The sequence below is a fragment of the Microbacterium sp. NPDC056057 genome (assembly GCF_042266945.1).
Classification (GTDB): Bacteria; Actinomycetota; Actinomycetes; order Actinomycetales; family Microbacteriaceae; genus Microbacterium; species Microbacterium trichothecenolyticum_C.
The window spans coordinates 577,326-603,990 of record NZ_JBHJWS010000002.1; the positions used below are offsets into that span (position 1 = coordinate 577,326).

Consider the following 26,665-nt stretch of genomic DNA (forward strand, 5'->3'; position numbering starts at 1 on the left):
GATCAGCCGATGATGTTGGCGCGCGCCGCGGCGTAGAGGAGCCAGCCGGCGCTGTAGAGGATCGACAGCGTGCCGAGCACGATCGCCCAGACGGCCACCGCGCGGCTCTCGAGCGGGCGGCGCAGGGCGATGATCGCGGACACGACCGCGACGAGCCCGATCGGGAAGCCCCAGCCGACGAACATCGACACCAGGAGCCCGAGGATCGCGAACCCGAGCGACCAGCCCGCGAGCCCGCGGTGGAACGCCGAGTCCGACGTCGTCCACGACGTGGCGTCGGGCGTGAACTCGCCGCCCGGCTCTGCCGGTGCGGTCTCCACCGTGACGGCGACCGGCGCCGTCGGCAGCCGGAGGAACCCTCCGCGGTGAGCCCCCGGCAGCGGCGACGCGTCCTGCGCGAGGTCGACGTCGGGTGACACGGACGTCACCGTCGGCCCGGCCGGCTGAGCCGGAGCCTCAGGCGGAACAGACGCTGCGGCCCCCGAAGTCGCCGAGGCGTCGGGTCCATCCACTCCATCCGAAGTTCCCGCTCGTTGAGCGGAGGGCGCTCTGGCGCCCGCAGTCGAAACGCCTGCCGCGTCCGCAGGCGTCGATTCGAGATCGGCCTGATCAGTCCCGGGCCTGACGACCTCGGGCTTCCCGGGGTCGCCGGGCTGCGGCATCCGTTCGTCCGTCATGCCGACTCCGCGACCTGGATCTCCGTGACCGGAAGGGTCGAATCGGCGCCGAACTCGAGGGTCGAGGGCGCGCGGCCCGACATGATGAGCTCGGAGGTCAGCGCCGCGATCATGGCGCCGTTGTCGGTGCACAGCGACAGCGGCGGGATGCGCACGGTGACCCCTTCGGCGGCGCCGCGCTCGAGGGCGACGTCGCGCAGCCGGCGGTTGGCGATGACCCCGCCGCCCAGCAGCAGGCGCGGCACGCCGTGGTCGCGGCAGGCTGCGAGGGCCTTGGTGACGAGCACGTCGACCACGGCCTCACGGAAGCTCGCAGCGACATCCGCCACGGGTACCGGCTCGCCCGCAGCCTCCCGCTGCTCGACCCAGCGGGCGACCGCCGTCTTGAGCCCCGAGAACGAGAAGTCGTAGCGGTGCTTCGCCATGTCCGACGCGCGCGACAGCCCGCGGGGGAACGGGATCGCCTTCGGATCACCGGATGCTGCGGCCCGGTCGATCTCGGGACCACCAGGGTACGGCAGCCCGAGCAGCCGCGCGACCTTGTCGAACGCCTCGCCGGCGGCGTCGTCCATCGTCTCGCCGAGCAGCTCGACGTCGGTGGTGAGGTCGCGGACCAGGAGCAGTGAGGTGTGCCCGCCCGAGACGAGCAGCGCGACGGTCGGGTACTCGAGCGGCGGCGCGTCGGCGTCGAGGATGTCGGCGGCGATGTGCCCGACGAGGTGGTTCACGGCGTAGAGCGGCTTCTCGAGCGAGACCGACAGCGCCTTGGCGGCGCCCACGCCGACCATCAGTGCACCGGCGAGCCCCGGCCCCGACGTGACGGCGACGGCGTCGAGGTCGGCGAGCGCGACGCCCGACTCGGCGAGCGCCGCTTCGATCGACGGCTGCAGCGCCTCGAGGTGCGCGCGCGCGGCGACCTCGGGCACGACGCCGCCGTAGCGGGCGTGCTCGTCCATCGAGCTCGCGATCGTGTTCGACAGCAGGGTGCGACCGCGCACGATCCCGATCCCGGTCTCGTCGCAGCTCGTCTCGATGCCCAGCACCAGCGGTTCGGCGCGGTTCACGTGCACACCCCTCCGTCGAATCCGGTCGCTGAGCCTGTCGAAGCGCGGGCCCACCCGCGCAGATCGAGCTTCATCACCACGGCGTCGACGTCGTCGGGCTGGTAGTACCGGGGCTTGCGGCCGATCTCGGCGAAGCCCTCCGACACGTACAGCGCCTGAGCGACGGGGTTGTCGGCGCGCACCTCGAGGAAGACGTCCGTCACGCCGCGGCGGGCGGCCTCCTCGAGCAGCGCCCGCAGCATCGCGCGACCGCGGCCGTGGCCCCGCGACACCTCGGCGATCGCGATGGTCTGGACGTCGGCATCCCGCGCTCCGGCGACGGCGCGGAGTCCCGCGTACCCGACGAGGCGGCCGGCCTCGTCGTCGACGACGTACCACCCGTGCGGCGAGGCGAGCTCTTCGCGCATCATGGCCTCGGACCACGCGTCGGTCGGGAACGACGTCCGCTCGAGCGTCATGATGGCGGCGAGGTCTTCGCCGGTCGCGGGGCGGAGGGTCACGAACCCACCCGCTTCGGAGCGTGCGGGAGCGTCACGTCGGGCGATCGCAGGTAGAGCGCGTCGGCGGGGCCGATCGTGCGCCCGGCGGCGAGCGCGCGGGCCGCGGCGAGCGCGAGCATGGCCGCGGGGATGCGGTCGGCGTCGCGGCGTGCGGCCGCGGCGTCCGCGAGCACGTCGTCGAGCTCGTCGCGGGGCGTCAGCGCGGGCTCCGCCACGCGGATCGGCAGCCCGTCGTCGTCGATCCCGCGGTACAGCGTGTACGCGAACTCGCGGCGACGCGCGTCGGTGACGACGGCGAACGTCTCATCGCCGGCATCCTCGTATCCACCGGTGAGCGCGTCGTGCAGAAGCAGTTCGAGGGCGACCGCGTCGTGGCTCGGGACCGGAACGACCGGCACGCCGCGCCCGAGGGCGAAGGTGCGCGCTGCGGCGATGCCCACGCGCAGCCCGGTGAACGGGCCGGGTCCCATACCCGCGGCGACATGCGTGACATCGGACGGGGAGATGGATGCCTCCGCCAGCGCCCGTTCGATCAGCGTGCCGATGACCTCGGCGTGGCCGCGCGGGTCTGCGCTCTCGACCTGGGAGCGGATCACGCCGTCCGGCTCGACCACCGCCACCGCGGAGCCGAGCGACGTGTCGATGCCGAGGATCACCCTTCCAGGGTAGTCGGCGCCCCGTGCCGGGTGATCTTCACCAGGCGGGGGGTGTCGGCGTCGAGGTCGGCCTCGTGGGCGATCGTGCCGCAGGCGTTGTCGACGCCGCGGCCGTGCCACTCGCGCTCGAGCTCGACCTCCCACCACTGCTCGCGGAGTCCGTCGACCAGGCCTCGGCCCCACTCCACGATCACGACGGATCCGTCGAAGTCGATGTCGAGGTCGTCGAGCTCGGCAGCCGAGCCCAGGCGGTACGCGTCCACGTGAACGAGCGGCGCTCCGCCCGAGAGCGACGGGTGCGTCCGGGCGAGCACGAACGTCGGGCTCTGGATGGGTCCGCGCACGTCGAGCCCGCGGCCGATGCCGCGGGTGACGGTGGTCTTGCCGGCGCCGAGCGGACCGGTGAGCACCACCATGTCGCCGGGGCGCAGCATCCGTCCCATCTCTTCGCCGAGTGCCTCCATCGCGTCGGGCGAGGTGATCTCGCGCGTGCCGACGAGTGCGTCCAAACCTTGTGCCGTGGTGTCCACGCCCGGTGCAACAACGGGGGCGTCGTCTGCGTTCCCGCTCACTCCGACACCTGCCGGCGGGGCACGCGGGGTCCGATGCGCGTGACGATCTCGTAGTTGATGGTGCCCGCGGCCTCCGCCCACTCGGTCGCCGACGGCGCCCCGAGGGTCGGGTCTCCGAACAGCACCGCCGTGTCGCCGACCGAAACCTGCGCATCGCCCACGTCGACGACGAACTGGTCCATCGCGATGCGGCCAGCGACGGTGAACCGCCGTCCGCCGATCACGACGGGCCCGGCACCCGACGCCTGACGCGGCACGCCGTCGGCGTAGCCGAGGGGCACCAGCGCGAGGGTCGTGTCGCGCTCGGCGCGGTAGTCGTAGCCGTACGACACACCTTTGCCCGCGGGCACGCGGCGCACGGCGGCGACCGCGCCGCGCAGGGTCATCGCGGGGCGCAGGCCGAGATCCGCGGACGTGCGGTCGTCGAACGGAGAGAGTCCGTAGAGGCCGATGCCGATGCGCACGCAGCCGAGGCGCGATTCGGGAAGGTCGATCGCGGCGTGCGTCGCCGCGATGTGCCGCAGCGGCGGCGCGAGACCGAACGAGGCGGCAGCGGCGACGCCGTCTTCGAAGGCGCGCAGCGCCGCGCGGTCGTCTTCGGTCGACGCGTTCGAGAGGTGGCTGAACAGCGCGATGACGCGGACGCGGCCGATCCGCTCGAGGCGCGCGGCCTCGGCGAAGACCACGCGGTAGTCCTCGGGCGCGATGCCGTTGCGCGAGAGTCCGGTCTCGAGCTTCAGGTGCACCCCGACGGGTCGATCGGCGGATGCCGCGGCCGCCGCCTTCTGCAGCTGCTCGAGGCTCGAGATGCCGAGTTCGATCCCCAACGCGGCGGCTTCGGCGAAGTCGGCGCCCGGCGCGTGCAGCCACGCGACGATCGGCGCGTCGATGCCGGCGCGGCGCAGGGCCAGCGCCTCGGTGATGTCGGAGACGCCGAGCCGCGACGCGCCGCCGGCGAGTGCCGCCAGCGCCGATCGCACCGCGCCGTGCCCGTATCCGTCGGCCTTCACGACCGCGATGATCTCGGAGCCCGTGAGCCGGCGGAGGTGCCGCACATTGTCCTCGATCGCGCCGACGTCGACGAGGGCCTCGCGCAGGACTCCGGCGGGCAGGCGGCTCACGCGTCGGCCCCCTCGCGCCCGCCGGTTTCGCGAGACCGGGGATCCGCGCCGAGACCGAGGGCGTCGTCCTGGGTCTCGCGAAGAATCCCCTGGTTCGGCGCGCCGGGCACCGCCTCTGCGATGACGTACGCGGTCGCGAGTCCCGCGTCGTGCGAGAGCGACAGGTGCAGCGCCGTGATGCCGCGCTCCGCGACGACCGCGGCCGTCGATCCGCACAGCGAGAACACGGGACGACCGGATGCCTCGGACGCGATCTCGATCTCGGTCCAGTGCACCCCGTCGGAGCCGCCGAGCGCCTTGATGAGCGCCTCTTTGGCGGCGTACCGCGCGGCCTGCGAGTGCGGCTTGAGCCGCTGCTCGGCCTCCGAGAAGAGGCGCGGCAGCAGTTGCGGGGTGCGTTCGATCGTCCGCTCGAACCGAGGGATGTCGACGAGGTCGACGCCGATACCGACGATCATGTGGTCCTCCTGCGTGCTGCAGCCGCAGCATCCGTCAGACTATCGCGCGGCCGCACCACCGCCGCCTGTCGCGTAGCACGCGGAACGGATGCTGCTACTCGACCGTGACCGACTTCGCGAGGTTGCGGGGCTGGTCGACGTCGAGACCCTTGGCCGTGGCGAGACCCATCGCGAAGATGTGCAGCGGCACGACGGCGAGGAGCGGCTCGAAGAACGGGCCGGCGAGCGGGATGCGGAGCACCTCGTCGGCCTTGGGCAGCACGGCCGCGTCACCCTCTTCGGCGATCGCGATGACGCGGGCGCCGCGGGCGCGGATCTCCTCGATGCTCGAGATGACCTTCTTGTGCATCTCGGACGACTTGCGAGGCGACGGAACCACGACGAACACGGGCTGGCCAGGCTCGATGAGCGCGATCGGTCCGTGCTTGAGCTCGCCGGCGGCGAAGCCCTCGGCGTGGATGTAGGCGAGCTCCTTGAGCTTGAGCGCACCCTCGAGGGCGATCGGGTAGCCGACGTGGCGGCCGAGGAACAGCACCGAACGCGTGTCGGCCATCCAGTGCGCGAACTGCTCGATGCGCGGCTGCTCGCGCTCGAGGATCTGCGCGATCTTGCCGGGAACGGCCTCGAGCTCGCGCACGTGATCGGCCGCGGCCTCCGCCGTGATCGCGCCGCGGACGCGACCGATGTGCAGGGCCATGAGGTACAGCGCCGTGATTTGCGCGACGAACGCCTTGGTCGACGCGACCGCGACCTCGGGGCCGGCGTGCGTGTAGACGATCGCGTCGGACTCGCGCGGGATCGTCGCGCCCTGGGTGTTGCAGACCGACAGCGTCTTCGCGCCGTGCTCGCGGGCGTACTTGACGGCCATGAGCGTGTCCATGGTCTCGCCCGACTGGCTGATCGAGACGACGAGGGTGTCGGGGCCGATCACCGGGTCGCGGTAGCGGAACTCGTGGGCGAGCTCGACGTCGACGGGGATGCGGGTCCACTGCTCGATCGCGTACTTGCCGACCTGGCCGGCGTATGCCGCGGTGCCGCACGCGATCACGATGATGCGCGAGACGCCGGCGAACAGCTCGTCGAGTCCGTCGAGCTCGGGGATCACGACCTCGCCGTCACGGACTCGCCCGCGCAGCGTGTTGGCGACGGCCTCGGGCTCCTCCGAGATCTCCTTCGCCATGAACGACGACCAGCCGCCCTTCTCGGCGGCGGAGGCATCCCACGTCACCTCGAACGGCTCGACCTCGACCGGGTTGCCGGAGAAGTCGGTGACGGTGACGGCGTCGGGGGTGATGGCGACGATCTGGTCCTGGCCGATCGCGAGGGCGTTGCGGGTGTGCTCGACGAAGGCTGCGACGTCCGACCCGAGGAAGTTCTCCCCCTCGCCGAGGCCGATCACGAGCGGTGAGTTGCGGCGGGCGCCGACGACGAGGCCCGGCTGGTCCTCGTGCATCGCGAGCAGCGTGAAGGCGCCCTCGAGGCGCGAGACGACGGCACGGAAGGCCTCTTCGAGGTCGCCGGCGCGGCGGTACTCGCGGCCGAGGAGCACAGCGGCCACCTCGGTGTCGGTCTCGCTGCGGAAGGTGAACCCGTCGGCGAGAAGCTCATCCTTCAGCTCGGAGAAGTTCTCGATGATGCCGTTGTGGATCACGGCGAGCTTGTCGTCGTCGGCGAGGTGCGGGTGCGCGTTGCCGTCGGTCGGCCCGCCGTGCGTCGCCCAGCGGGTGTGGCCGATGCCGGTCGTGCCGTCGGCGAGCGGGTGGGCGGCGAGGTCGTCGCGCAGCACCTTCAGCTTGCCGGCGCGCTTGCGCATGCCCAGTCCGCCGTCGCCGTCGATCACGGCGATGCCCGCAGAGTCATAGCCGCGGTACTCGAGGCGCGAAAGTCCTGAGATCAGGACGGCCTGGCTCTGCCGCGGGCCCACGTATCCGACGATTCCACACATGCGCTCAATGGTAGGCGGCGGGTTTCGCTAGGAACCCTTACGAATCCGGACTCCCCGTTCACGGTGGAAAACGGATGCTGCACCCCAGGGTGTCAGAGCTTGCGCAGGAGCACCGTCTCCACGGTGTGGTCGGCCGCCTTCTGCAGCACGAGGTTCGCGCGGTGGCGCGTCGGGAGCACGTTCTCCTCGAGGTTCGGGAGGTTGATCGAGTTCCAGAAGCCGAGCGCGCGCTCCACGGCCTCCTCGTCCGACAGCTGCGCGAACACGTTGAAGAACGACTTCGGGTTGCTGAACGCGGCCCGGCGCAGAGCGAGGAAGCGGTCGACGTACCACTGCGCGATGTGGGAGGCATCCGCGTCGACGTAGATGGAGAAGTCGAACAGGTCGCTGACGGCGACGTCGTTCGGGGTGGGCGGCGGCTGCAGCACGTTGAGGCCCTCGACGATGACGATGTCGGGGCGGCGCACGGTGACGACCGCGTCGGGCACGATGTCGTACCGCATGTGCGAGTAGAACGGCGCCTTCACCTCGGGGGCGCCGCTCTTCACCTCGGTGAGGAACGACACGAGGGCGCGGCGGTCGTACGACTCGGGGAATCCCTTGCGCTCCATCAGGCCGCGGCGCTCGAGCTCGGCGTTCGGGTAGAGGAAGCCGTCGGTCGTGATCAGCTCGACGCGGGGGGTTCCCGGCCAGCGCGAGGTCAGCTCACGCAGCAGGCGCGCGATCGTCGACTTGCCCACGGCGACCGAACCCGCGACCCCGACGATGAAGGGGGTGGTGGAGTCCGCCTCGCCGAGGAACCCGGACTCCTCCGCGCCCAGGCGCTTCGTCGACTCCGCGTACAGCGACAGCAGGCGCGACAGCGGGAGGTAGACCTGCGCGACCTCGGCCATGTCGAGGCGGTCCCCGAGTCCGCGGATCTGCACGATCTCGGTCTCGGAGAGCGGCTGCGTCATGCCTGACGCCAGACGCGCCCACTCGGCGCGGTCGATCTCGCGGTACAGCGAGAGTGCGGGGGCGACAGCGGTCGCTTCGTCGGCGGACATCGCGCCCATCGTAACCGCTGGTGCGGGAGATGACGGATGCCGCGTCCACAGGCACGGCGCGCGGGCGCCGGGGCGCAGCATCCACGTGACGATGTATCTCACGACGGCGGAGACCGCTCTCCCAGAGTGCGCGTCCGCGCGCAGGGGGAGTCCGTTCGAAGGAGATGATCATGACCCGCCACGGCTCGTATCCGGTCGACATCGTGCCGCCCCGGTCGAAGTACTACGACTCGGGACGCTTCGGCCGCATGTTCGGCAAGCTGCCGCCGTTCGCCGCCGACACCCCGGAGGTGCGCGCGGCGCTGCTCGATATCGGGAAGCCGGAGGGGATCATGGACGCCCGCGACGATCTCGCCGCCGGGCCCGTGCAGCTCATCGTCGATCCCGCCCTGTCGCACGGCAACCGCAACAGCACGACGCACGTCGCGGGTGACACGTTCCTCGGGCAGTTCATCGACCACGACATCACGTTCGATCCGACGTCGAGTCTCGAGCGCCAGGCGGATCCCGAGTACATCTCGAACTTCCGCACCCCGAGCCTCGGCCTCGACAACGTGTACGGGTCTGGCCCGAACGCGTCACCGTTCCTCTACGACCAGCAGGCGGGCCACGGCGTCACGATGCTCGTCGAGGAGTGCGGCACGCCGGGCAAGTCGGACCTCCCCCGCAACGCGCAGGGCGTCGCCCTGATCGGCGACCCCCGCAACGACGAGAACCTCATCGTCTCGCAGCTGCAGACCGCGATGCTGCGGTTCCACAACGCCGTCGCCGAGCACGTCCGCACCGACCTCGGGATCACCGCGCCGGGCGAGCTGTTCGCCGAGACGCAGCGCATCGTCCGCTGGCACTACCAGTGGATCGTCGTGCAGCAGTTCCTCCGCAAGCTCTGCGGTTCGACCGTCGTCGACGACGTGCTCCAGAAGGGTCGCAAGTACTACGCCTGGCACAACGAGCCGTTCATCCCTGTCGAGTTCTCGGTCGCGGCGTACCGGTTCGGTCACAGCCAGATCCGTCCGTCGTACCGGGCGAACTTCACCGGCAATCCGGGCGGCACGCCGTTCTTCGGCATGATCTTCACTCCGGCCGGCGGTCCTGCGGGCGATCCCGACGACCTGTCGGGCGGATGCCGCGCCCCGCGCCGCTTCATCGACTGGCCCACGTTCTTCGACTTCGGCGACGGCAACGTGCGTCCGAACAAGAAGATCGACACGACCCTCTCGTCGGCGCTCTTCGCGCTGCCGGGTTCGGTCGTCGCCCGCCCGGACGCCGCCACGAATCCCGCGTCGCTCGCGCAGCGCAACCTGCTGCGGCACCTGACGTTCTCGCTGCCGTCGGGGCAGCGGGTCGCCCGGGCGATGAACCTGCCCGAGCTCGCGCGGCGCGACCTCGACGACCTGCAGCAGTACGGCATGGACGACCGCACGCCGCTGTGGTTCTACATCCTCCGCGAAGCCGACATCGTCGAAGACGGCGAGCGCCTCGGCCCGGTCGGGGCGCGGATCGTCGCCGAGGTGTTCCTCGGCCTTCTGCAGGGCGACCGCGCCTCGTACCTCGCGCAGGATCCCGACTGGCAGCCGTCCCTCCCGACGATCGACCCCGGTCGCACGGGCGACGACTTCCTCATGATCGACCTGCTCCGCTACGCCGGCGTGGCGTAGAAGACGGGACACGGATGCCTCGGCCTGGCCGCTCCGGCCGGGTCGAGGCATCCGTGTGTCCGGTCGTGCCGCTACTCTTCTTGCGTGCGCCTCGGAGTTCTCGACATCGGCTCGAACACCGTCCACCTGCTGGTCGCCGACGTCCGCCCCGGCGGCCGGCCGCTCGCCACGACGAGTCAGCGCACGGTGCTGCGGCTGATGCGCTACCTCGCGCCCGACGGCTCCATCACCGAGGAGGGCGTCACGGCGCTCGTCGCCGCGGTGACCGAAGCGCGCAAGATCGCGTCGGCCGAGTCGGTCGACGAACTGCTGGCCACCGCGACGAGTGCTGTCCGCGAGGCCAGGAACGGCCCGGAGGTCATCGCCCTCATCGAAGAGGCGCTGGGCCAGCCGCTCCAGGTGCTGGGCGGCGAGACCGAGGCACGGTACACGTTCCTCGCGGTGCGGCGCTGGTTCGGGTGGGCGGCCGGGCAGATCCTGCTGTTCGACATCGGTGGCGGCTCGCTCGAGATCGCGGCCGGAGCCGACGAGCTGCCCGAGCAGGCAGCATCCGTCCCCCTCGGTGCGGGACGAATGACGGTGCAGTTCCTTCCCGATGACCCGCCGGGTGAGGCGGCCGTCGAGAAGCTGCGCGACCACGCGCGCGCCACCCTCGCCCCGGTCGCGGCGTCGTTCGGCTCCCTCGCGAAGCCCGACCACGTCGTCGGCTCGTCGAAGGCGATCCGCTCGCTCGCGAAGCTGGTCGGCTATCCGGTTCCGGGCTGGTCGGGCATCGAACGGATGCTGCTCCCCCGCGCGTCCCTCGGCTCGTGGATCCCGCGCCTGGCGCGCATCCCCGCGTCGGCGCGTCAGGAGCTTCCCGGCATCACGCCGGACCGGACGTTCCAGATCGTCGCCGGCGCCGTCGTGCTGCACGAGGCGATGCGCGCGATGGACGTGGACGAGCTCGAGGTCTCGCCATGGGCCCTGCGGGAGGGCGTGCTGCTGCGCTACATCGAGTCGCTCAGCTGGAGCGCGCCGAGCGTCTGAGCGCTGCGCTACTCCTCGACCGCCTCGGTGTACGCGGTGTAGATGCCGTAGACCGCGATGCCGGCGAGGTGCCAGTCGCGCGGGCCCTCGGGGCCGAGGGCGGTGACGCGGGGCGCGTCGACCATCGCCGGGTTGATGCGGCGGTGGTCGCTCATGCCGTCGACCATCGCCATGATGGCGACGGCGAGGTCGCGCTCGTCGACGCCCTCACGCATGCGGAGGCCGAAGGCGGCGTTGAGCCCGCGGTACGTCTCGGCCATGTGGGTCAGGTAGCGGTCCTCGATCTCCGACAGCAGTGCACGGACCTCAGCCCCGCCCGGCACGGCGTCGCCGCTGGAGAGCGCCGCCGACATCGCCCGGTAGGCCCGGAACGCCACGGTGTGCTCGACGGCGGTCATGTTGTGCGACACGGTGATCCGCAGCGCCTCGCGGAGCGCGACCTGCCGCCCCTCGGGTGTGCTCATCACCTGGGGGTCGCCGGCCACCGCCTCCTCGAGGCGGCGGAGCGTCTCGCCGTCGAACCCCTTGTCGAAGCCCGGGTCCGCTTCGAACAGGGCGCGGACCAGATCGGCGACGAACGCCACGCGGTCCGGCCAGATGCGGAAGACGGTCGAGCGCGGCACGCCGGCCGTTCGGATCAGGTCCTCGAGCTCGATGTTGGCGTAATCGAGCAGCAGACCTTCCTCTTTGACGCGGTCGACCGCGACCGCGAGCATGAGTGCGCGCGTTTCGCCGGCAGGCCGCCGCGATCGGGATTCGGGTTGCTCCACCACTCGATTATCGTCCTCGACGCGCTGTCCGGTAGGCCCCTTCGCCTCCGCAGAAACTCGCGGTGCCGGGTCCCCAGAACCCGGCACCGACTAGATCGAACGCAACGGCATGGGGCCGCCGGCAAGATCGTCGTGCATGAGCCCCCCGACTCGTGCACGCATTCCAGACTAGAGACTAGGAGTCTCATATCTCAAGTCGACTCGAGAATGCGTCGTCCCCGCGCTCCCGTCAGTCCGCGAGGACGACCTGGTCGACCATGAGATGACCCAACTGTCCGGTCGCGTCATCCAGGATCTGGAACTGCGCCGTGCGCCCGGCGAGGTCGCGGAGGTCCCACTGCACGTGCCGCAGGTCCGCCGAGTCCGCGCCGGTCGCGGTCCGGACCGGCTGCCCGTCGACGAGCAGCTGCACCGAGGTGGCGGGTTCCACGCCCAGCGCGTGATCCCCGCCGCCGATGAGGAAGTGCAGGAAGTTCCTGTCGATCGTGAACGCCGCCGAGGTGATCGTGCCGGTGGCCGCATCTCCCCCGCCCGCGAACGTGTCGGCTGCCCGCGCACCGACTCGTCCGCGCAGGTCGGCCGCGCTCGGTCCTGCGCCGATGAAGCTGCCCGTCGCCGTCCACCCCTGACCCCACGTGGCGCCCTCGAAATCGGCGATCACCCGGGCCGGCCGCTGCACGACGCTGCCGAACTCGGTGATCGTCAGATCGTGGAACACGGCCGTGCCGCCGGACGTGTACAGCGCGACGCCGTCGTCACCCGGCGGCGCGAACACCTGGCTCGAGTGCACGTATCTCCCGTCGTCGACGAAGACCTCGATCGTCGTGCGGTCGACCAGGATGCGCAGATGCACCGTGCCGGCGCCGCCGGCGAAGGGCGTGCGGCTCTCGGTCTTCCAGGTTCCGGCCGGGTGGCCGGTCTGGCCGCGATTGAGGTAGGCGTACGCGCCGGTCACGCCGACATCGGCGTGACGCGTGCCGTCGGCGGAGCGTCGCAGCTGCAGGCCGATGTTCGTCGCGGTCTCCCATGTCACATCGGCTTCGATCTGATACGCGTCGCCCTCGTAGGCGAGCGGAAGGAATCCGTCCACGGCCACGTCGCCGAGCGGCGTTCGAGCCGTCGCGATGTCGGCGAGGGCCGCCGCCGGCTGCGACACCAGGCTGAACGTCGAGCCGTACCTCTTGAGGCGGATCTGGCGGGTGATCGAGTCCGTGCCGTTGAAGCCGTCAGCCGTCCACGTCGGGGTGGAATGCGCGTAGTCCCAGTTGTTCATCCAGCCCACGGCGTACCGGCGGTCCAGCGGCGCGGCGGGATCCTCCCACGTGACCGCCCCATACCAGTCGAACCCGTGATCGAGCCACTGCGGAGCGCTCGAATCGAAGGCGAAGGACGTGCCGTCGAACGCGCCCGTCCAGTACGCGAACGTCGCCGGCTCCCCGGTGGCGTACCCGTTCGCGCTGACGCCGAACACCCACTTCACGGTGCCGTCGTCGGCGCGGATCCGGAAGAGGTCCGGGCACTCGATCGTGCCGATGCCGGGGTTCACGTACTCCCAGGTGCGAGACCACGTCTTCAGATCCGGCGACGTGTAGAAGCTCACCCGGTCGCGCTCGGCGATCAGTGCGAGCCAGCGGCCGCGCTCGGCATCCCACACGACCTTCGGGTCGCGGAAGTCCGCGCGCCCGCCGTTCGGGATGACGGGCTGTTCGCCGTACGGCCGGAAGTTGCGGCCGCCGTCCGTCGAGTACCAGAGGAACTGCGCCTGGAGCCCCGAGGCGTTCGCCTGCTGCGCCGGTGTCGGATGGTCCATCTGCGTCACGAGCATCACGACGGCGCCGGCGCCGAACCCTGCGGTGTTCGCTTCGTCGACCACCGTCGACCCCGACCAGAGGTCGTAGTTCGCGTTCGTCTTCTTGGGCGCGGCGACGCCCTGATCGGCGAAGACGACGCCGTCGTACGATGTCGCGAGCCGCCATTCCGTTCCGAAGTTGGCAGCGGGATCCGCGTCGTAGTCGCTGTTGTAGAGGTAGTAGTAGTGGAACTTGCCGTCCACGAAGACCGGCCGCTGGGGGTCGTTCTTCCAGTGGTCGGGCACCGTGAAGTGGTACTGCGCGCGGTAGTCGTCGGCGGAATCGGCGGCGATGGCGTCATCGCCGACGCCTGCCACGACAGCTCCCCCCGCCCCCACCGCGATCACGGCCAGCGCGCCGGCCGCCAGACGCACGGAGCGTCGCTTCGAAACTGACATCATCGTCATCCTTCTGTCGGCGCGGACGCAGTCCGCCGGGAGGCGGGCCGGCCGGGGCTCGTCCGCGAAGCCCCGGCCCCGAGGGTCAGGCGGAGACACCCACCGCCTCACGGCGGACGAGCCGCCCGCCGTCCCACTGCACCGGCATCGGGTCGGTGACCCCACCCACGAACCGTCCGTCCTCGCCGATGTTGCGGAACGCGAACAGCAGCCATTGACCGTCCGACCGTCGCTGCAGCAGGCGCCCGACGTACAAGTCCTCGCCGGTCAGCGGATACGCGGCGTCGATGTCGAACGGTCCGAGGAGGCTCTCCGCCGGAACCGCCCAGGTGCCGGCGGCTTCGGCGCGCCGGGAGTCGGTGCTCTGCTCCTTCATACACGAGAAGATCACCACCGGACGCCCGTCGACGATCTCTGCCTGCAGAACCTCGAGCTGCCCGAAACCCTCGGCACTGGGCGCGCTGAGCGGTTCGCGCAGCTCCCATGTGCGCAGGTCCGCCGACCAGGCGTGCCCGATGACGCCGCGCCCGTCCGCCGGTCCCTCGGGGGAACGGGCCGTGATCAGCATGTGCCAGCCGTTCCCGTCCGGATCGGCGAACACCCACGGGTCCCGGAAGGCCTCGTCGTGCCACGCGCCGCTCGAGAGCTTCTCGTACCAGGGCCCCTTCGCCTCGAGCACCGGCCCGCCGGCCTTCGTCCACGTGAAGAGGTCGGGCGAGGTGGCGTAGCCGATCCGCTGGATGTTCTGACCGCCCGGAGCGAGAGTGGCGCCGGTGTAGAACATGAACCACGTTCCGTCCGGGTGGCGCACCACCGATCCCGTCCAGGTGGCGAGCTCGTCGAAAGCGGGGGCGTCGCTGCGCACCAGCGCATCCGCTACCTGCGTCCACTCGACGAGGTCCGTCGAGACCGCGTGCCCGATCGAGGCGCGGTAGTGGCGGGCTTCCGGGTCGTGGAGCGCCCGCGAGGCGTAGAGGAAGAAGAGGTGGTAGCGCTCGCCGTCGTCGGCGAACCAGTAGTCCCATACCCAGGAATCGGGGAGGTCGAACACGAGAGTTCCTTCAAGAGTCGTGCGCGTGAGATCGCGCGATGGTGTGCCCTCCGCCCGGCGGGCGGGGTGCAAGTGTGAGGTGGGCCCGCTTACCGTGACGAACTCGCCGGTGCGGCGAGTTCGTCACGACGGGGAGGATCGGCGCCCGGCCGCGACACGGTGATCGCCGCGGCGCGGGCGGATCTCTGCAGGAGCGATTCGACTGCAGACGACGGGATGCTGCCACCCGCGGTCGCGAGCGACGCCCGCAGACCGTCGCTGCCGACGATGCTGTCGATGAGCACGCCCATGAACGTGTCGCCGGCGCCGACCGTATCGACCACCTGGGTCGAGACGGCGGGCACGGTGACGTCGCCATCGGCGGTCACGCCGATCGCACCGTCCGAGCCGAGCGTGACCACGACGAGGCGGGGCCCGTGCGTGACCCATTCTCGGGCGACCTCGACAAGATCCTGTCCGGGGTGGAGCCACCGGAGGTCTTCGTCGCTCGCCTTCACGACGTCGGCGACCTCGACCAGCTCGGCGACGCGCTGACGGACGCGAGCCGGGTCGTCGACGAGCGACGGACGGATGTTGGGGTCGTAGGTCACGATCGCCCGCCCCCGCACCGATCGCACGAGTGCGGCAACATGCCCGGCGCCGGGTTCGAGCACCGCGGCGACGGAGCCGACGTGCACGACGTCGGCAGCGCCCGCGAGTTCCTCGAGGCGGGCGGTGTCCGCCCCGAGGTCCCACTCGAGGTCGAAGTCGTACGTGGCGGCACCGCTCGCATCGAGGTGGGCGGCGGCCGTCGACGTGCGCGCCGACGCGACGGCCACCACCTCGACGTCCGACTCCCCGAGCCACCGTCGCACACGGCCGCCCCGGTCGTCCTCCGCCAGGCAGGTGATCAGCGTCGGGCGCCGTCCCAGCCGTCCCAGCGTCAGCGCGGTGTTGGCGGGGCTGCCGCCGGGCGTCTCTTCGACACGGCCATCCGCGCGATGGACGATGTCGACGAGGGCTTCGCCGACGACCACGAGGCGCAGCATCCCATCCGTCATCCCTTCACCCCGCTCGCCGCGATGCTGCTGACGAACGCCCGCTGGAACACCAGGAAGACGATGAGCACCGGGATCGTGATGAGCGAGGTGTAGGCCATCACCTCGCCCCACGCGGTGTTCAGCTGGAAGAAGTACTGCATGCCGACCATGACCGGCCGCAGCTCCTCCTTCTGCACCACCATGAGGGGCCAGAGGTACTGGTTCCACGCCGGCAGGAAGGTGAGGATCGCCACGGTCGCGAAGGCCGGACCCGACAGCGGCACGAGGATGCGCCGGTAGATCGTGAACCAGCTCGCGCCGTCGATGCGGGCCGCCTCGTCGAGCGACTTCGGGATGGTCGAGAAGTACTGCGTGAACAGGAAGATCGAGAACGCGTTCGCGATGAACGGGACGATCTGCACCTCGTACGTGTTCAGCCATCCGAAGTCGTACTTCAGCACGCCTCCCTCCATCACGAGCGTCGGAAGCTGGGCGACCCAGTAGACCATCGGCACCGCGATCGTCTCGAACGGGACGATCAGCGTCGCGATGATCAGCGCGAGCACGACGATCCGGCCCTTCCACGCCAGCCGGGAGAGCGCGAAGCCCGCCATCGAGTTCACGATGAGCCCGAGCCCCACCGTGAGCACCGTCACGAGCACCGAGTTGAACAGGAACCGCGCGACAGGCACGCGGTCGAACACCCCGAAATAGTTGTCGAGGCTGATGTCGCCCACCGGGAGGAAGGCCGCGGGCGAGTCGATGTCCTGCAGGATCTGGCTGTCGGGCTTGAGGCTCGACACGAACATGAACACCAGCGGGAACAGGAACATGATCCCGAACAGCGACAGGGCGATGTAGAGGAACACCTTGCCCCTGATGCGCTGCGCCTTCTCGCTGCGAGCCGGAGCCGGGCGGGCGGCACGGCGCGAGTCGGCAGGTGCCGTCGTCAGAGTCTGGGTGGCGGTCATGTCAGTCCTTCTCTCGCGTGAGCCGGCGCTGGATGAGCGCGATGGCGAGGACCGCGACGAAGAAGATCAGCGAGATCGCCGCGGCGTAGCCGATCTCCTGCTGCTCGTAGCCCTTGCGCACGGCGTGGAACACGATGGTCGAGGTCGAGTTCACCGGGCCGCCCTGGGTCATGACGTCGACCTGCACGAACAGTCCGAGGGCGGCGATGGTGATCGTGACGAGGACGAACACCATGGTGGGTCTGAGGCCCGGCCACGTCACGTTCGTGAACTGGCGCCACGGGCTCGCGCCGTCCATCTTGGCGGCTTCGTAGAGCTCCTCGGGGATCGTCTGCAGACCCGCGAGCCAGATGATCATGTGGAACCCGACGGCCTGCCAGATCGACAGCACGATGATCGCGCCGAGCGCAGTCTTCGGGTCGTTCAGCCAGTCGACGTTCGACCACGCCCCGAAGGTGAGCGCATCGAACATGGCGTTGATGAGGCCGTCCTTCTGGTACATGAACTTCCACAGGATCGAGACCACGACGATCGAGGTCACGACGGGGACGAAGAAGATCACGCGGAAGGCGGTCACGCCGCGCATGCGCCGGTTGACGAGCACCGCGAGGAGCAGTCCGAGCGCCGCCTGCACCGGGACCACGACGAGTGCGAACACCGCGGTGTTGCCGACCGACTGCACGAACACCGGGTCGGCCGTGAAGGCGCGGATGAAGTTGTCGAAGCCGACGAACCGAGGCGGGTTCGGCGAGATGAGACGCGCGTTCGTGAACGACAGCGCGAAGGCGAGGATCACGGGGATCACGAGGAACAGCACGAGGAGGACGGCCGCAGGGGCGATCATCCCCAGTCCTGCCCAGGTCTCGCGACCCTTGATGGAGCGGAAGCGACGGTAGGCGCGCCGAGGCTCTTCGGCGGCGACCGTCGGAGGAGTGACAGTCATGACAGGTCTCTCGGGAAGTGCGCCGGCGAGGGCTCGAGGCCCTCGCCGGCACGGTGGATCACTGGAAGCCGTAGCCGTCGTTCGACTCGATGTTGGCGTCGATCTCAGAGACGGCACGGTCGAGCGTCTCCTGGACGTCGGCGCCGTTCATGATGTCCTTCGCCGCCGTCTCGAACGTCGTCGAGATGACCGCGTACGCCGGCGTCTCGGGGCGCAGCACCGCGTACTTCTGCGAGAACTCGACGAACGGGCGCAGGGCACCGTCATCGCCGAAGTACTCCGACGCCTGAGCGGCGGCATCCGTCGCGGGAATGACGACCTGCTTGTCGGCGAACTCGGTGATGTACTTGTCCTGGAAGCTGAACTCGAGGTACGCGCGAGCGCCGTCGGCGTCGTTGCACTTGGACGAGATCGCCCACTGCCACGAGCCGCCGCCGATCTTCGGGCCGTTGCCGAGGTCCGGCGGGGGCAGGATCAGCAGGTCGTCGCCGACCTCGTCGAGCGCGGCGACCGCGTTCCAGACGCCGGTGTAGCTGAGCGCCACCTCGTCGTCGATGAACTCCTGGTTGCCCACGGTGCCGCTGTTGCCGGCGTACCCGTCGGCGAAGAGGCCCGCGAACCAGTCGCCCCACGCGACCGCCTCGGGTCCGTTGAGTGCGCCGTCGGCCGACAGCATGGTGTCGCGGTCGATGAGATCGCCGCCGAAGCTCTGCAGGAACGGCGAGTAGGCGTACGGCCACCACTCCCCGGTGTCCTCAGCCCCGATGTCGATGGGCGTCTCGTAGCCGGCGTCCTTCAGCGTGGCGAGCGCCGCGTCGAACTCGTCCGCGGTCCACGGCTGGTCGACGGTCGGGATGCGGATGCCGTTGGCGTCGAGCACCGATTTGCGGGCGAAGATGCCGAGTGCGGCGTCCCAGTAGCCGGCGGAGTAGATCTCGTCGTCCCACACGCCGACGGCCGTGGGCAGCAGGGAGTCGGTGATCTCGGTGGGCAGCTCGAGCGGCTGCAGGTAGCCCGCCCAGGCCCAGTTCGGCATGATCGGGCCGTCGAGGTCGAGAAGGCACGGAAGATCACCGGATGCCGCGGCCGCGACGATCGCGTCGTTGTAGGCGCCCTGCGGGAACGACTCGTGCACGACCTCGTAGTCGTCCTGCGACGCGTTGAAGTCGGAGATGATCTGCTCGTAGACCTCGAGCTCGGCGGGATTGCCCGCCGAGTGGGTCCACATCGTCAACTGGGTGCGGCCGTCCGCGGTGGTGGTGTCACCTTGGCCGGCTTGCCCGCACCCGGTCAGGGCGATCGCCGTGACCAGGCCCGCGGACACGAGGATCGGGGTCCTTGTGCGCATTGTTGTGGTTTCCTTTTCTTGGTGACTCACGCCCGCGTGGGTCACCGATCGGGGGCCGCCTGCGGCGGCCGCTCGGTGTGTGAAGCCCGTCGCCGGTTCGGTTTGGCGACTTGCGCCGGCGGCGGGCCTACGGAGTCTCGTCGGATGACGGGACACTCCATCAGGTGCGTGGCGTCCTCATCCCCTTCCGCGCGGACGCCGAGCGCGACCTCCATCGCCCAGCGACCCATGGCGTAATGGGGCAGGGCGACGGTGGTGAGTGGGGGATCCTGTTCCGCGGCGATCAGCTGCTGGTCGTCGTAGCCGACGACGGACAGATCGCGCGGGATGTCGAGGCCGCGGCGGTGCGCGGCGATGTACACGCCGGCCGCCATGCGGTCGTTGAAGCAGAAGATGCCGGTGGGGCGCTCGTCGTCGGGGAGGTCGAGCAGCGCCTCGGCCGCCGCGCGACCACCGTGGGCCGAGGTGTCACCGGTGATGTGAAGCGCCGGGTCGGCCGGGATGCCGGCCTCTGCGAGCGCCTCGAGATAGCCCTCGTGGCGCAGCTGCGAGGCGATGGGGCCGTCGTCGGTGTCGATGTAGGCGATCCGCCGGTGGCCGGCGGCGACGAGCTCGCGCACCGCGGCCGCTCCTCCGGCGCGATCGTCGGGGACGACACTGCGGTAGCCCCCGTTCGCCGGGCGGCAGTCGAGCAGCACGGTCTGCGCCGAGACGCCCTGCGGGACGTCGACCACGCGGTGCCACATGCACGCGTAGATCATGGAGTCGACCTGCTGCGCGGTGAGCGCGTCGATGGCCTCGCGTTCGATGTCGGCATCGCCGCCCGTGTCGATCAGATAGACGAGGTAGCCGTTGTCGCGGGCGGCGTCCTGCGCACCGGCGAGCATGCGACCGGCGAACGGCGTCGTCGCGATCTGGTCGGAGATGAGTCCGACCGTGCGCGTGCGCTGCGTCCGGAGCCCTCGGGCCACCGAACTCGGAGCGTAGCCGACCGCCCGAGCCGCCTCACGGACGCGCTGACGCGTCTCCTCCGAGATGCGCGATTCGACGTCGTTCATGACGAGCGAGACCGTGGTCACCGAGACGCCGGCCGCTGCCGCCACGTCTGAGATCCGAGCCCTCGCCATCAGTGACACTCCCTCGTGCTAAATCGATTTATCGAGCGGATCCGATTATGGACCGAGCGACAGCGAGCCGTCAAGTGCGGCGTTCCGGCGAAGTCCATGCGCCTGGATCCACATGTGCGTGATCGGCCCGCACATGTAACTATGAGTTCGCAATGCAAATCGATTTGCATTGCGGAGAATCCAAGGAGCGAATCAGAAATGCACACTCCCCCGAAGAAGGTCAGGCGCGTCCTGACCGGCGGCCTCACCGCTGCTGCGGTCGCAGCTTCCGTGCTCGTCGGTCTGCCCGCGGCAGCCCTCGCCGCACCGGCCGTGCCGGCGACGCCCGAGCTGCAGGACGGCCCCCAGCCGACGACGCACACGCAGCAGGCGTACGCCCCCGAAGACGACTTCACCGCGAAGTGGACCCGGGCGGACGCCCGGCAGCTCAAGCGCCTGTCGGACCCGACCGCGGGCTCGAAGCAGAACTCGATGCCCGCCGAGCTCACCATGCCCGCGGTTTCGCAGGACTTCCCCGACATGAGCAACGAGCAGGTGTGGGTCTGGGACTCGTGGCCGCTGACCGATGAGGACGCCAATCAGTACAGCGTCAACGGCCAGGAGATCATCTTCTCGCTCGTGGCCGACCGCAACCTCGTGTTCGACGAGCGCCACGTGTTCGCGAAGATCGGCTACTTCTACCGCCCCGCCGGCGTTCCCGCCGATGAGCGTCCGGAGAACGGCGGCTGGACGTATGGCGGCCTCGTCTTCGACGAAGGGGTGACGGGCAAGATCTTCCCCGACCAGTCGTACAGCCACCAGACCCAGTGGTCGGGTTCGGCGCGCATCTCGAAGGGCGGCGAGATCAAGCTGTTCTTCACGGACGTCGCGTTCTACCGCAACGAGGACGGCAGCAACCGCAAGCCCTACGACCCGCGCATCGCGCTGAGCGTCGGCAAGGTGCACGCCAACAAGAACGGCGTGAAGCTGACCGGGTTCGACAAGGTCACCGACCTGCTGCAGGCCGATGGGACGTACTACCAGACCGGTGCGCAGAACGAGTTCTTCAACTTCCGCGACCCGTTCACGTTCGAGGACCCGGCCCATCCCGGTGAGACCTACATGGTCTTCGAGGGCAACTCCGCCATGCCGCGCGAGACCGCGACGTGCAACGAAGAGGACCTCGGCTACCGCGAGGGAGATCCCTTCGCAGAGACGGTCGACCAGGTGAACGCCTCGGGCGCCACGTACCAGATCGGCAACGTCGGTCTCGCGAAGGCGAAGAACAAGGACCTCACCGAGTGGGAGTTCCTGCCGCCCATCCTGTCGGCGAACTGCGTCACCGACCAGACCGAGCGTCCGCAGATCTACATGAAGGACGGCAAGTACTACCTCTTCACCATCAGTCACCGCGGCACGTTCGCGAACGGCATCGATGGCCCCGAGGGCGTCTACGGGTTCGTCGGCGACGGCATCCGCAGCGACTACCAGCCCATGAACTCCGGTTCGGGCCTGGCACTGGGCAACCCGACGAACCTGAACTTCGCGGGCGGACAGCCGTTCGCGCCGGACTACAACCAGCCGATCGGGCACTTCCAGGCGTACTCGCACTACGTGATGCCCGGTGGACTGGTGCAGTCGTTCATCGACACTGTCGGCACGGAGGGCGACTTCCGCCGCGGCGGCACGCTCGCGCCGACCGTCAAGATCGACATCGACGGCGCCTCGTCGGCGGTCGACTACTCGTACGGGAGCGGCGGGCTCGGCGGCTACGCCGACATCCCGGCGAACATCAACGTCAACAACGGCGGCAAGGTCACGCCGCTGCCCTGACCTGACGACCGTCGAGCGGATGCCTCGGCACGACCCCGTGCCGAGGCATCCGTTCGTCCCGTTCCGAAGCCGAGAAGGAGACCGAATGCACACGCAGAACGCCCGATCCGCGTCGCCCCGGCGGCGCCTGCTCGCCCTGCTCGCCGGAGCGGCGGCCGCGATCGTGCTCGTGGCGGCGATCGCCGTCACCCTGTCGCAACGGGGCGGGACGCATGCCGCGCCCTCACCTTCCGCGACGACCGACGGGTTCGAGCGGCCGGCGGACTGGTCTCCGCACCGGCCGGGAGTGCACCTCACCCCGGAGAAGGACTGGATGAACGACCCGCAGAAGCCGTTCCTCCGCGACGGCGTGTGGCACTACTACTACCTCTACAACGCCGACTATCCGGACGGGAACGGCACCGCGTGGTACCACGCGACCTCGACCGACCTCGTGCACTGGAAGGACGAGGGGATCGCGATCGACAAGTACGCCAACGGGCTCGGCGACATCTGGACCGGCACGGCGGTCGTCGATGAGCACGGCACCGCAGGGTTCGGTGAGGGCGCCGTCATCGCGATCGTCACGCAGCAGGTCGACGGGGTGCAGAGGCAGTCCCTGTTCGTCTCGCGCGACGGCGGCTATCGCTTCGAGTCATTCGACGGCAATCCCGTCATGGAGAACCCCGGTGTCGCGGACTGGCGCGACCCGCGCGTGTTCTGGGACGACGCGGCCGGGCGCTGGGTGATGGCCCTCGCCGAGCACGACCGAATCGGGTTCTACACCTCGCCGAACCTTCGCTCGTGGACGTACGTGTCGGACTTCGTCACGACCGACCTCGGCGTGCTCGAGTGCCCCGACCTGTTCCCCATGGCGGTCGACGGCGATCCCGACGACGTGCGCTGGGTGCTCGTCGCGGGCGCGAACGGCGCCGCGGAGGGGATGACCACGGGCACCGCGTACTGGGTGGGCGAGTGGAACGGCGAGCGTTTCACCGCCGACGACACCGGCCACCAGTGGCTGGATCACGGCCCCGACTACTACGCGGCCGTCACGTGGGACGACCCACGCCTGGACGCGCACGACCGCCTCAGGTCGCGGTACGGCATCGGCTGGATGAACAACTGGGCCTACGCGGGCGGGTTCCCCACCGAGGACTGGCACGGCGGGTCGGACTCCCTCGTGCGCACGATCACCCTGAGCGACGACGAGGGGCGCGCGACGCTGCACTCGGAGCCGGCACCCGAGCTGGGCTCGCTCTCGGGTGATCCCGAACACCTCGACGACGTGCGGCTGACCGACGGCGAGGCCGTGGACGTCACGGTGCCGGCCTCGGGCGCGTACCGACTGCGATTGGATGCTGCGAGCCCGGCCGGCGAGCTTCGGGTCAAGGTCCTCACGGGGGACGGCAGCTTCGCGACGGTCGGCTACGACTTCGCGGCGCGGTCCGTGTTCGTCGCACGGGATGCCGACGCCGTCGCCGACACGATGCCTGAGGCGTACCGCGAGGTGCGCACGGCGGCGGTGGAGCCGGAGGATGGGCGCGTCGCGCTCGACATCGTCGTGGACGCTTCCTCGATCGAGGTCTTCGCGGGCGGCGGTCGCGCGGCGCTCACGATGGCCACGTTCGGCACCAGCGGCGCGCGCGGGCTGCAGATCGAGGGCACGCGGGAGCCGGTCGCCGTCACCAGCGCCACCCTCACCCCGTTGCGGGTTGCCCCGGTCGAACGGGAGTCGCAGCGCCGGTAGCGCTGGGCTAGCGCCGCGCGGGCACTGCCACCGACTGACGTTCGACGAGCCAGCCGCGGAGCAGGTGGATGCCGTCGCCGACCGGCGGTGCGGTCCCGTCGATCCGGTCGAGCAGGCGGGTCATGCCCCACCTCCCCATCTCGTCGTGTGGCAGGGCGACCGTGGTGAGCCCGGGGTCGAGGGCGTCGGCGACGGGATGCAGATCGTCGATCCCCACGACGCTGAGGCCGTGCGGGACGGGGACGCCGCGCCGCGCCGCGGCCTGCATCACGCCCATGGCGATCTGGTCGTTGAAGCAGATGACGGCTGTGGGCGGGACGAGCTGATCGAGGAGTCGTCCTCCCGCTTCTCGACCGCCCGCCGCATCGGAGGGGCAGAAGTCGAGGCGACCGTCGGTCAGGGCGATCCCCGAGTCGCCCAGGGCGGATCGCACGCCGATGAGGCGGCCGCGAGCGGCGCGTGACTCGTCAGTGGTCCCGACGTAGGCGATGTCGCGGTGCCCCTCACGCGTGAGCCGCTCGCAGGCGAGAGCCGCGATCTGCGCCTCGTCGGGGACGACGGCGTCGACCTCCCAGCCGGGTTGAGGCGCCGCGTCCACGAGCACGACGGGCACGTCATCCGGGACGTCCGGCTGCTCGACGCGCTGGTGGTACATGCGGGCGATCAAGAGGCCGTCGACGCGCTGGGCGAGGAAGCGCGCGACGAGGTCGCGCTCCGCCTCGGCATCGCCGCCGCTCTCGGCGACCATCAGCAGCACGTCGCGCTCGAGCCCGGCGCGACGGGCACCCTCGATGATGCGGCCCGCGAACGGAGTCGCCGCGAGGTCATCGCCGATGAGCCCGACGACGCCGGTGCGTCGGCGGCGCAGTCCGCTGGCCACCCGATCGGGGACGTAGCCGAGCTCACGGGCGACGGCGAGGATCCGCTCGCGGGTCTCGGCGTTCACCGCCCGCGCACCACTCAGCGCATGCGACACCGTCGTCGCTGAGACGCCCGCGGCGGCGGCGACGTCGCTGACGCGCGCGCGCCCGCCGGTCTTGCCAGACATACGCCCAGCCTATGGGCCGCGGCTGCCTGGGGCTCGCCCTCGATCGGCGCTGCCGGCGCGCGCGGGGCAAGAACGACAGCGGCGCCCCGCCGATGCATGAGCGCCGCTGACGTGCGTCAGATCAGGCCGCTCTGCGGCGACGGGCGAGCCACAGGAGCACCCCGCCGGCGATCGCCAGCACGGCGGCCGCACCGCCGAACGCCCACGGCGCTGCGGCACCGGTCACCGCGAGGGCGGCCGGCGTCTCCACGGCCGGCTGGGCGGCCTCCGGCTCCTCCGTCACGGGCTGCTCGGTGCCCGGCTGCTCGGTGCCCGGCTGCTCGGTGCCCGGCTGCTCGGTGCCCGGCTGATCCGTACCCGGCTCGTCCGTACCCGGCTTGTCCGTGCCGGGCTCCTCCGTGCCGGGCTCCTCCGTGCCGGGCTCCTCCGTACCGGGCTCCTCCGTGCCCGGTTCGCCGGGCTGGGTGCCGTCGACGCACGGCAGCACGCCGAGGAAAAGATTGGTGTGCAGCTCCTTGCCGCCGTTGAGCGCCGTGAAGGATGCCGCGACCAGCTGCCCTTCGAACTCACGACCGCCCGCGCTCTCGGCCGGGAAGATCACGTGCGCCGCAGGTGCGTAGATCGCACCACGCACCGGCTCGTTGAACGAGACGATCGCGACGTCGCCTGTGATCGACGACAGATCCCACAGCACATACCCCAGGGCCGCGTTGCCCGGCGCGTTCTTGCCCGCGTTCAGTTCCGACGGCACCGTGAGCACGCCGTCGACGAGGTCGGCGGGCTCCACCTTCACGACGAGCGGCGACGTCGCGCTGTACCCCTCGAGCCGGAACTTCGCCGCCCCGTCGATCTGCCCCAGCGTGACGCGGTTGGGTCCGGCGGGGTCGAGCACGATGCGGGTCTCGCCGCCGGGGATCACCTGCGGCGAGCGCCAGATGCCCTCCTGCGCCAGCAGCGCCGCGCCCTCGTCGGCGGCGAAATAGTCGTCGAACGCGTCGAGCTCGGTGGCGAAGCTCTCCGCGCCGGCGCCGCCGTTCCACGGCTGCACGTGCGACTCGATCTGCGGGCTCATGTTGCCGCCGCCGACCGGCAGATAGGTGGTGCCGGTGCCCCCGAGCTGCGGGCCGAAAGCGTAGCCGGCGGTCGGCGTCACGATCTTCGCGCCGGCCGAGACCGACCCCGCGGGGATCCGCTTGACCTGCGCGACCTTCACGGCGTCGAGGTTCGGGCTGAAACGGTTGAGCAGCACGCGGTTGGGCGCGCCGTCGATCGTCGGCACGGCGTAGTCGGCGCTGCCGCCGACGCCGCCCTGCAGTAGCGGATACTGGCCGGCCGCGAAGCCGCGCGGGTCGCCGAACGTGGCGTCGCCGCCGACGGCGAGGGTCCCCTCCAGCTCGCTGTTGGCGAGGATCGCATCGCCCGTCACAAAGATGCTGTAGCCGCTCGCCGACCCGATCGGCGTCGCGGCGCCCATCGGGTTCGCGTAGCAGGCGACGACCGTTTCGGTCGCGACGGCCGGCAGAGCGGATGCCCCGACGACCCCTCCCGCGATCAGTGCGGCCGCCGCCGCAGCCGTGGCGAGCTTGTTCCTGTTGCCTGACATGGTTCTGTCCCCCAGATATCGTCCGCGCAGGCGCGCGCAACGCCCCCGCTCCCTACGCGGGCGTTCCCCCCATCCGCGCACACGTGAGCACGGAGGCCGGCAGACGGGTCACCCCGTCGCCATGACTCGTCCGTGCTCTGCGTTTCGGGTGCGTGAGCGCCGGATCGAAAGTCCCCTCTTCGAACCTATCGAGATGAGAGCGCTCTCACAAATCGCCCACGGTTCTCTGGTGGTTCTCCGCGCGAGACCGCACAACGCCGGCGCACGACG

Annotated in this window: 22 protein-coding genes and 1 pseudogene; 4 read left to right on the forward strand and 19 right to left on the reverse strand. The window is 70.4% G+C overall.

Translation table 11 applies throughout. From position 1 onward, the window contains the following. Positions 1-2 precede the first annotated feature (2 nt). From ACFC1K_RS10425 to coaA, 9 genes and pseudogenes are all read right to left on the reverse strand, one after another. On the reverse strand, positions 3-419 hold the full coding sequence (locus tag ACFC1K_RS10425) for a hypothetical protein (protein ID WP_375871558.1): 417 nt from the start codon (positions 417-419) through the stop codon (positions 3-5). Positions 420-673: 254 nt separating this feature from the next. Next, entirely contained in the window at positions 674-1,741 is a 1,068-nt protein-coding gene (gene tsaD, locus ACFC1K_RS10430; RefSeq protein WP_157549738.1) for a tRNA (adenosine(37)-N6)-threonylcarbamoyltransferase complex transferase subunit TsaD, read from the reverse strand. After that, entirely contained in the window at positions 1,738-2,241 is a 504-nt protein-coding gene (gene rimI / locus ACFC1K_RS10435) for a ribosomal protein S18-alanine N-acetyltransferase (protein WP_375871559.1), read from the reverse strand. The genes tsaD and rimI overlap by 4 nt, the downstream gene beginning before the upstream one ends. Then, complete coding sequence (gene tsaB / locus ACFC1K_RS10440) at positions 2,238-2,897, reverse strand: tRNA (adenosine(37)-N6)-threonylcarbamoyltransferase complex dimerization subunit type 1 TsaB (protein ID WP_375871560.1); 660 nt, start codon at positions 2,895-2,897, stop codon at positions 2,238-2,240. Before tsaB ends, rimI begins: the two co-directional genes overlap by 4 nt. Further along, positions 2,894-3,361 (reverse strand): tRNA (adenosine(37)-N6)-threonylcarbamoyltransferase complex ATPase subunit type 1 TsaE, encoded by a 468-nt coding sequence (gene tsaE, locus ACFC1K_RS10445; RefSeq protein ID WP_375871818.1) that lies wholly within the window; start codon positions 3,359-3,361, stop codon positions 2,894-2,896. The genes tsaB and tsaE overlap by 4 nt, the downstream gene beginning before the upstream one ends. Positions 3,362-3,465: 104 nt before the next feature. Beyond that, positions 3,466-4,590, reverse strand: coding sequence for an alanine racemase (alr, locus tag ACFC1K_RS10450; protein ID WP_375871561.1), 1,125 nt, complete (start codon positions 4,588-4,590; stop codon positions 3,466-3,468). Positions 4,591-4,694: 104 nt separating this feature from the next. Beyond that, positions 4,695-5,048 (reverse strand): annotated as a pseudogene (locus tag ACFC1K_RS10455) (holo-ACP synthase); the annotation flags it as partial. Positions 5,049-5,142: 94 nt separating this feature from the next. Then, a complete protein-coding gene (gene glmS / locus ACFC1K_RS10460) occupies positions 5,143-6,993 on the reverse strand; it encodes a glutamine--fructose-6-phosphate transaminase (isomerizing) (protein WP_310288546.1) in 1,851 nt (616 codons plus the stop codon). Positions 6,994-7,085: 92 nt separating this feature from the next. Then, complete coding sequence (coaA, locus tag ACFC1K_RS10465) at positions 7,086-8,039, reverse strand: type I pantothenate kinase (RefSeq protein ID WP_310288544.1); 954 nt, start codon at positions 8,037-8,039, stop codon at positions 7,086-7,088. A gap of 170 nt (positions 8,040-8,209) precedes the next feature. On the opposite strand from coaA, the gene ACFC1K_RS10470 reads away from it, so the two are divergent. After that, positions 8,210-9,697: a heme peroxidase family protein gene (locus tag ACFC1K_RS10470; protein ID WP_375871562.1), complete on the forward strand. Its 1,488-nt coding sequence runs from the start codon at positions 8,210-8,212 to the stop codon at positions 9,695-9,697. An 84-nt stretch (positions 9,698-9,781) separates the two neighbouring features. Next, positions 9,782-10,726, forward strand: coding sequence for a Ppx/GppA phosphatase family protein (locus ACFC1K_RS10475; protein ID WP_375871563.1), 945 nt, complete (start codon positions 9,782-9,784; stop codon positions 10,724-10,726). A gap of 8 nt (positions 10,727-10,734) precedes the next feature. On the opposite strand, the gene ACFC1K_RS10480 is transcribed toward ACFC1K_RS10475, so the two are convergent. The 8 genes from ACFC1K_RS10480 to ACFC1K_RS10515 form a co-directional block, all read right to left on the reverse strand. Then, entirely contained in the window at positions 10,735-11,496 is a 762-nt protein-coding gene (locus ACFC1K_RS10480) for a hypothetical protein (RefSeq protein WP_375871564.1), read from the reverse strand. Between the two features lie 229 nt (positions 11,497-11,725). Next, a complete protein-coding gene (locus ACFC1K_RS10485) occupies positions 11,726-13,744 on the reverse strand; it encodes a glycoside hydrolase family 32 protein (protein ID WP_375871565.1) in 2,019 nt (672 codons plus the stop codon). 85 nt (positions 13,745-13,829) lie between these two features. After that, positions 13,830-14,795, reverse strand: coding sequence for a family 43 glycosylhydrolase (locus ACFC1K_RS10490; RefSeq protein WP_375871566.1), 966 nt, complete (start codon positions 14,793-14,795; stop codon positions 13,830-13,832). Positions 14,796-14,884: 89 nt separating this feature from the next. Beyond that, positions 14,885-15,835 carry a carbohydrate kinase gene (locus tag ACFC1K_RS10495; protein WP_375871567.1) on the reverse strand — a complete coding sequence of 317 codons (951 nt, stop codon included), beginning with the start codon at positions 15,833-15,835 and terminating at the stop codon, positions 14,885-14,887. Further along, positions 15,832-16,785: a carbohydrate ABC transporter permease gene (locus ACFC1K_RS10500; protein ID WP_375871568.1), complete on the reverse strand. Its 954-nt coding sequence runs from the start codon at positions 16,783-16,785 to the stop codon at positions 15,832-15,834. The genes ACFC1K_RS10495 and ACFC1K_RS10500 overlap by 4 nt, the downstream gene beginning before the upstream one ends. A gap of 1 nt (position 16,786) precedes the next feature. After that, positions 16,787-17,728 (reverse strand): carbohydrate ABC transporter permease, encoded by a 942-nt coding sequence (locus ACFC1K_RS10505; RefSeq protein ID WP_375871569.1) that lies wholly within the window; start codon positions 17,726-17,728, stop codon positions 16,787-16,789. A 58-nt stretch (positions 17,729-17,786) separates the two neighbouring features. Next, positions 17,787-19,076 (reverse strand): extracellular solute-binding protein, encoded by a 1,290-nt coding sequence (locus tag ACFC1K_RS10510; protein ID WP_375871570.1) that lies wholly within the window; start codon positions 19,074-19,076, stop codon positions 17,787-17,789. 41 nt (positions 19,077-19,117) lie between these two features. Continuing rightward, on the reverse strand, positions 19,118-20,179 hold the full coding sequence (locus ACFC1K_RS10515) for a LacI family DNA-binding transcriptional regulator (RefSeq protein WP_375871571.1): 1,062 nt from the start codon (positions 20,177-20,179) through the stop codon (positions 19,118-19,120). 222 nt (positions 20,180-20,401) lie between these two features. Between ACFC1K_RS10515 and ACFC1K_RS10520 the strand changes: the two genes are divergently transcribed. After that, complete coding sequence (locus ACFC1K_RS10520) at positions 20,402-22,015, forward strand: glycoside hydrolase family 68 protein (RefSeq protein WP_375871572.1); 1,614 nt, start codon at positions 20,402-20,404, stop codon at positions 22,013-22,015. An 85-nt stretch (positions 22,016-22,100) separates the two neighbouring features. Then, positions 22,101-23,744 (forward strand): glycoside hydrolase family 32 protein, encoded by a 1,644-nt coding sequence (locus ACFC1K_RS10525; RefSeq protein WP_375871573.1) that lies wholly within the window; start codon positions 22,101-22,103, stop codon positions 23,742-23,744. 7 nt (positions 23,745-23,751) lie between these two features. On the opposite strand, the gene ACFC1K_RS10530 is transcribed toward ACFC1K_RS10525, so the two are convergent. Both ACFC1K_RS10530 and ACFC1K_RS10535 read right to left on the reverse strand, forming a co-directional pair. Further along, positions 23,752-24,792: a LacI family DNA-binding transcriptional regulator gene (locus tag ACFC1K_RS10530; protein ID WP_375871574.1), complete on the reverse strand. Its 1,041-nt coding sequence runs from the start codon at positions 24,790-24,792 to the stop codon at positions 23,752-23,754. Positions 24,793-24,913: 121 nt separating this feature from the next. Continuing rightward, entirely contained in the window at positions 24,914-26,395 is a 1,482-nt protein-coding gene (locus ACFC1K_RS10535) for a collagen-binding domain-containing protein (protein ID WP_375871575.1), read from the reverse strand. Positions 26,396-26,665 lie beyond the last annotated feature (270 nt).

Bases quoted from the DNA above. Each gene is read 5' to 3' on its own strand.
- tsaE (WP_375871818.1), bottom strand. From the start codon at position 3,361: ATGGAGGCACTCGGCGAAGAGATGGGACGGATGCTGCGCCCCGGCGAC.
- glmS (WP_310288546.1), bottom strand. From the start codon at position 6,993: ATGTGTGGAATCGTCGGATACGTGGGCCCGCGGCAGAGCCAGGCCGTC.
- coaA (WP_310288544.1), bottom strand. From the start codon at position 8,039: ATGTCCGCCGACGAAGCGACCGCTGTCGCCCCCGCACTCTCGCTGTAC.
- ACFC1K_RS10470 (WP_375871562.1), top strand. From the start codon at position 8,210: ATGACCCGCCACGGCTCGTATCCGGTCGACATCGTGCCGCCCCGGTCG.
- ACFC1K_RS10485 (WP_375871565.1), bottom strand. From the start codon at position 13,744: ATGTCAGTTTCGAAGCGACGCTCCGTGCGTCTGGCGGCCGGCGCGCTG.
- ACFC1K_RS10495 (WP_375871567.1), bottom strand. From the start codon at position 15,835: ATGACGGATGGGATGCTGCGCCTCGTGGTCGTCGGCGAAGCCCTCGTC.
- ACFC1K_RS10500 (WP_375871568.1), bottom strand. From the start codon at position 16,785: ATGACCGCCACCCAGACTCTGACGACGGCACCTGCCGACTCGCGCCGT.
- ACFC1K_RS10505 (WP_375871569.1), bottom strand. From the start codon at position 17,728: ATGACTGTCACTCCTCCGACGGTCGCCGCCGAAGAGCCTCGGCGCGCC.
- ACFC1K_RS10510 (WP_375871570.1), bottom strand. From the start codon at position 19,076: ATGCGCACAAGGACCCCGATCCTCGTGTCCGCGGGCCTGGTCACGGCG.
- ACFC1K_RS10520 (WP_375871572.1), top strand. From the start codon at position 20,402: ATGCACACTCCCCCGAAGAAGGTCAGGCGCGTCCTGACCGGCGGCCTC.
- ACFC1K_RS10525 (WP_375871573.1), top strand. From the start codon at position 22,101: ATGCACACGCAGAACGCCCGATCCGCGTCGCCCCGGCGGCGCCTGCTC.
- ACFC1K_RS10530 (WP_375871574.1), bottom strand. From the start codon at position 24,792: ATGTCTGGCAAGACCGGCGGGCGCGCGCGCGTCAGCGACGTCGCCGCC.
- ACFC1K_RS10535 (WP_375871575.1), bottom strand. From the start codon at position 26,395: ATGTCAGGCAACAGGAACAAGCTCGCCACGGCTGCGGCGGCGGCCGCA.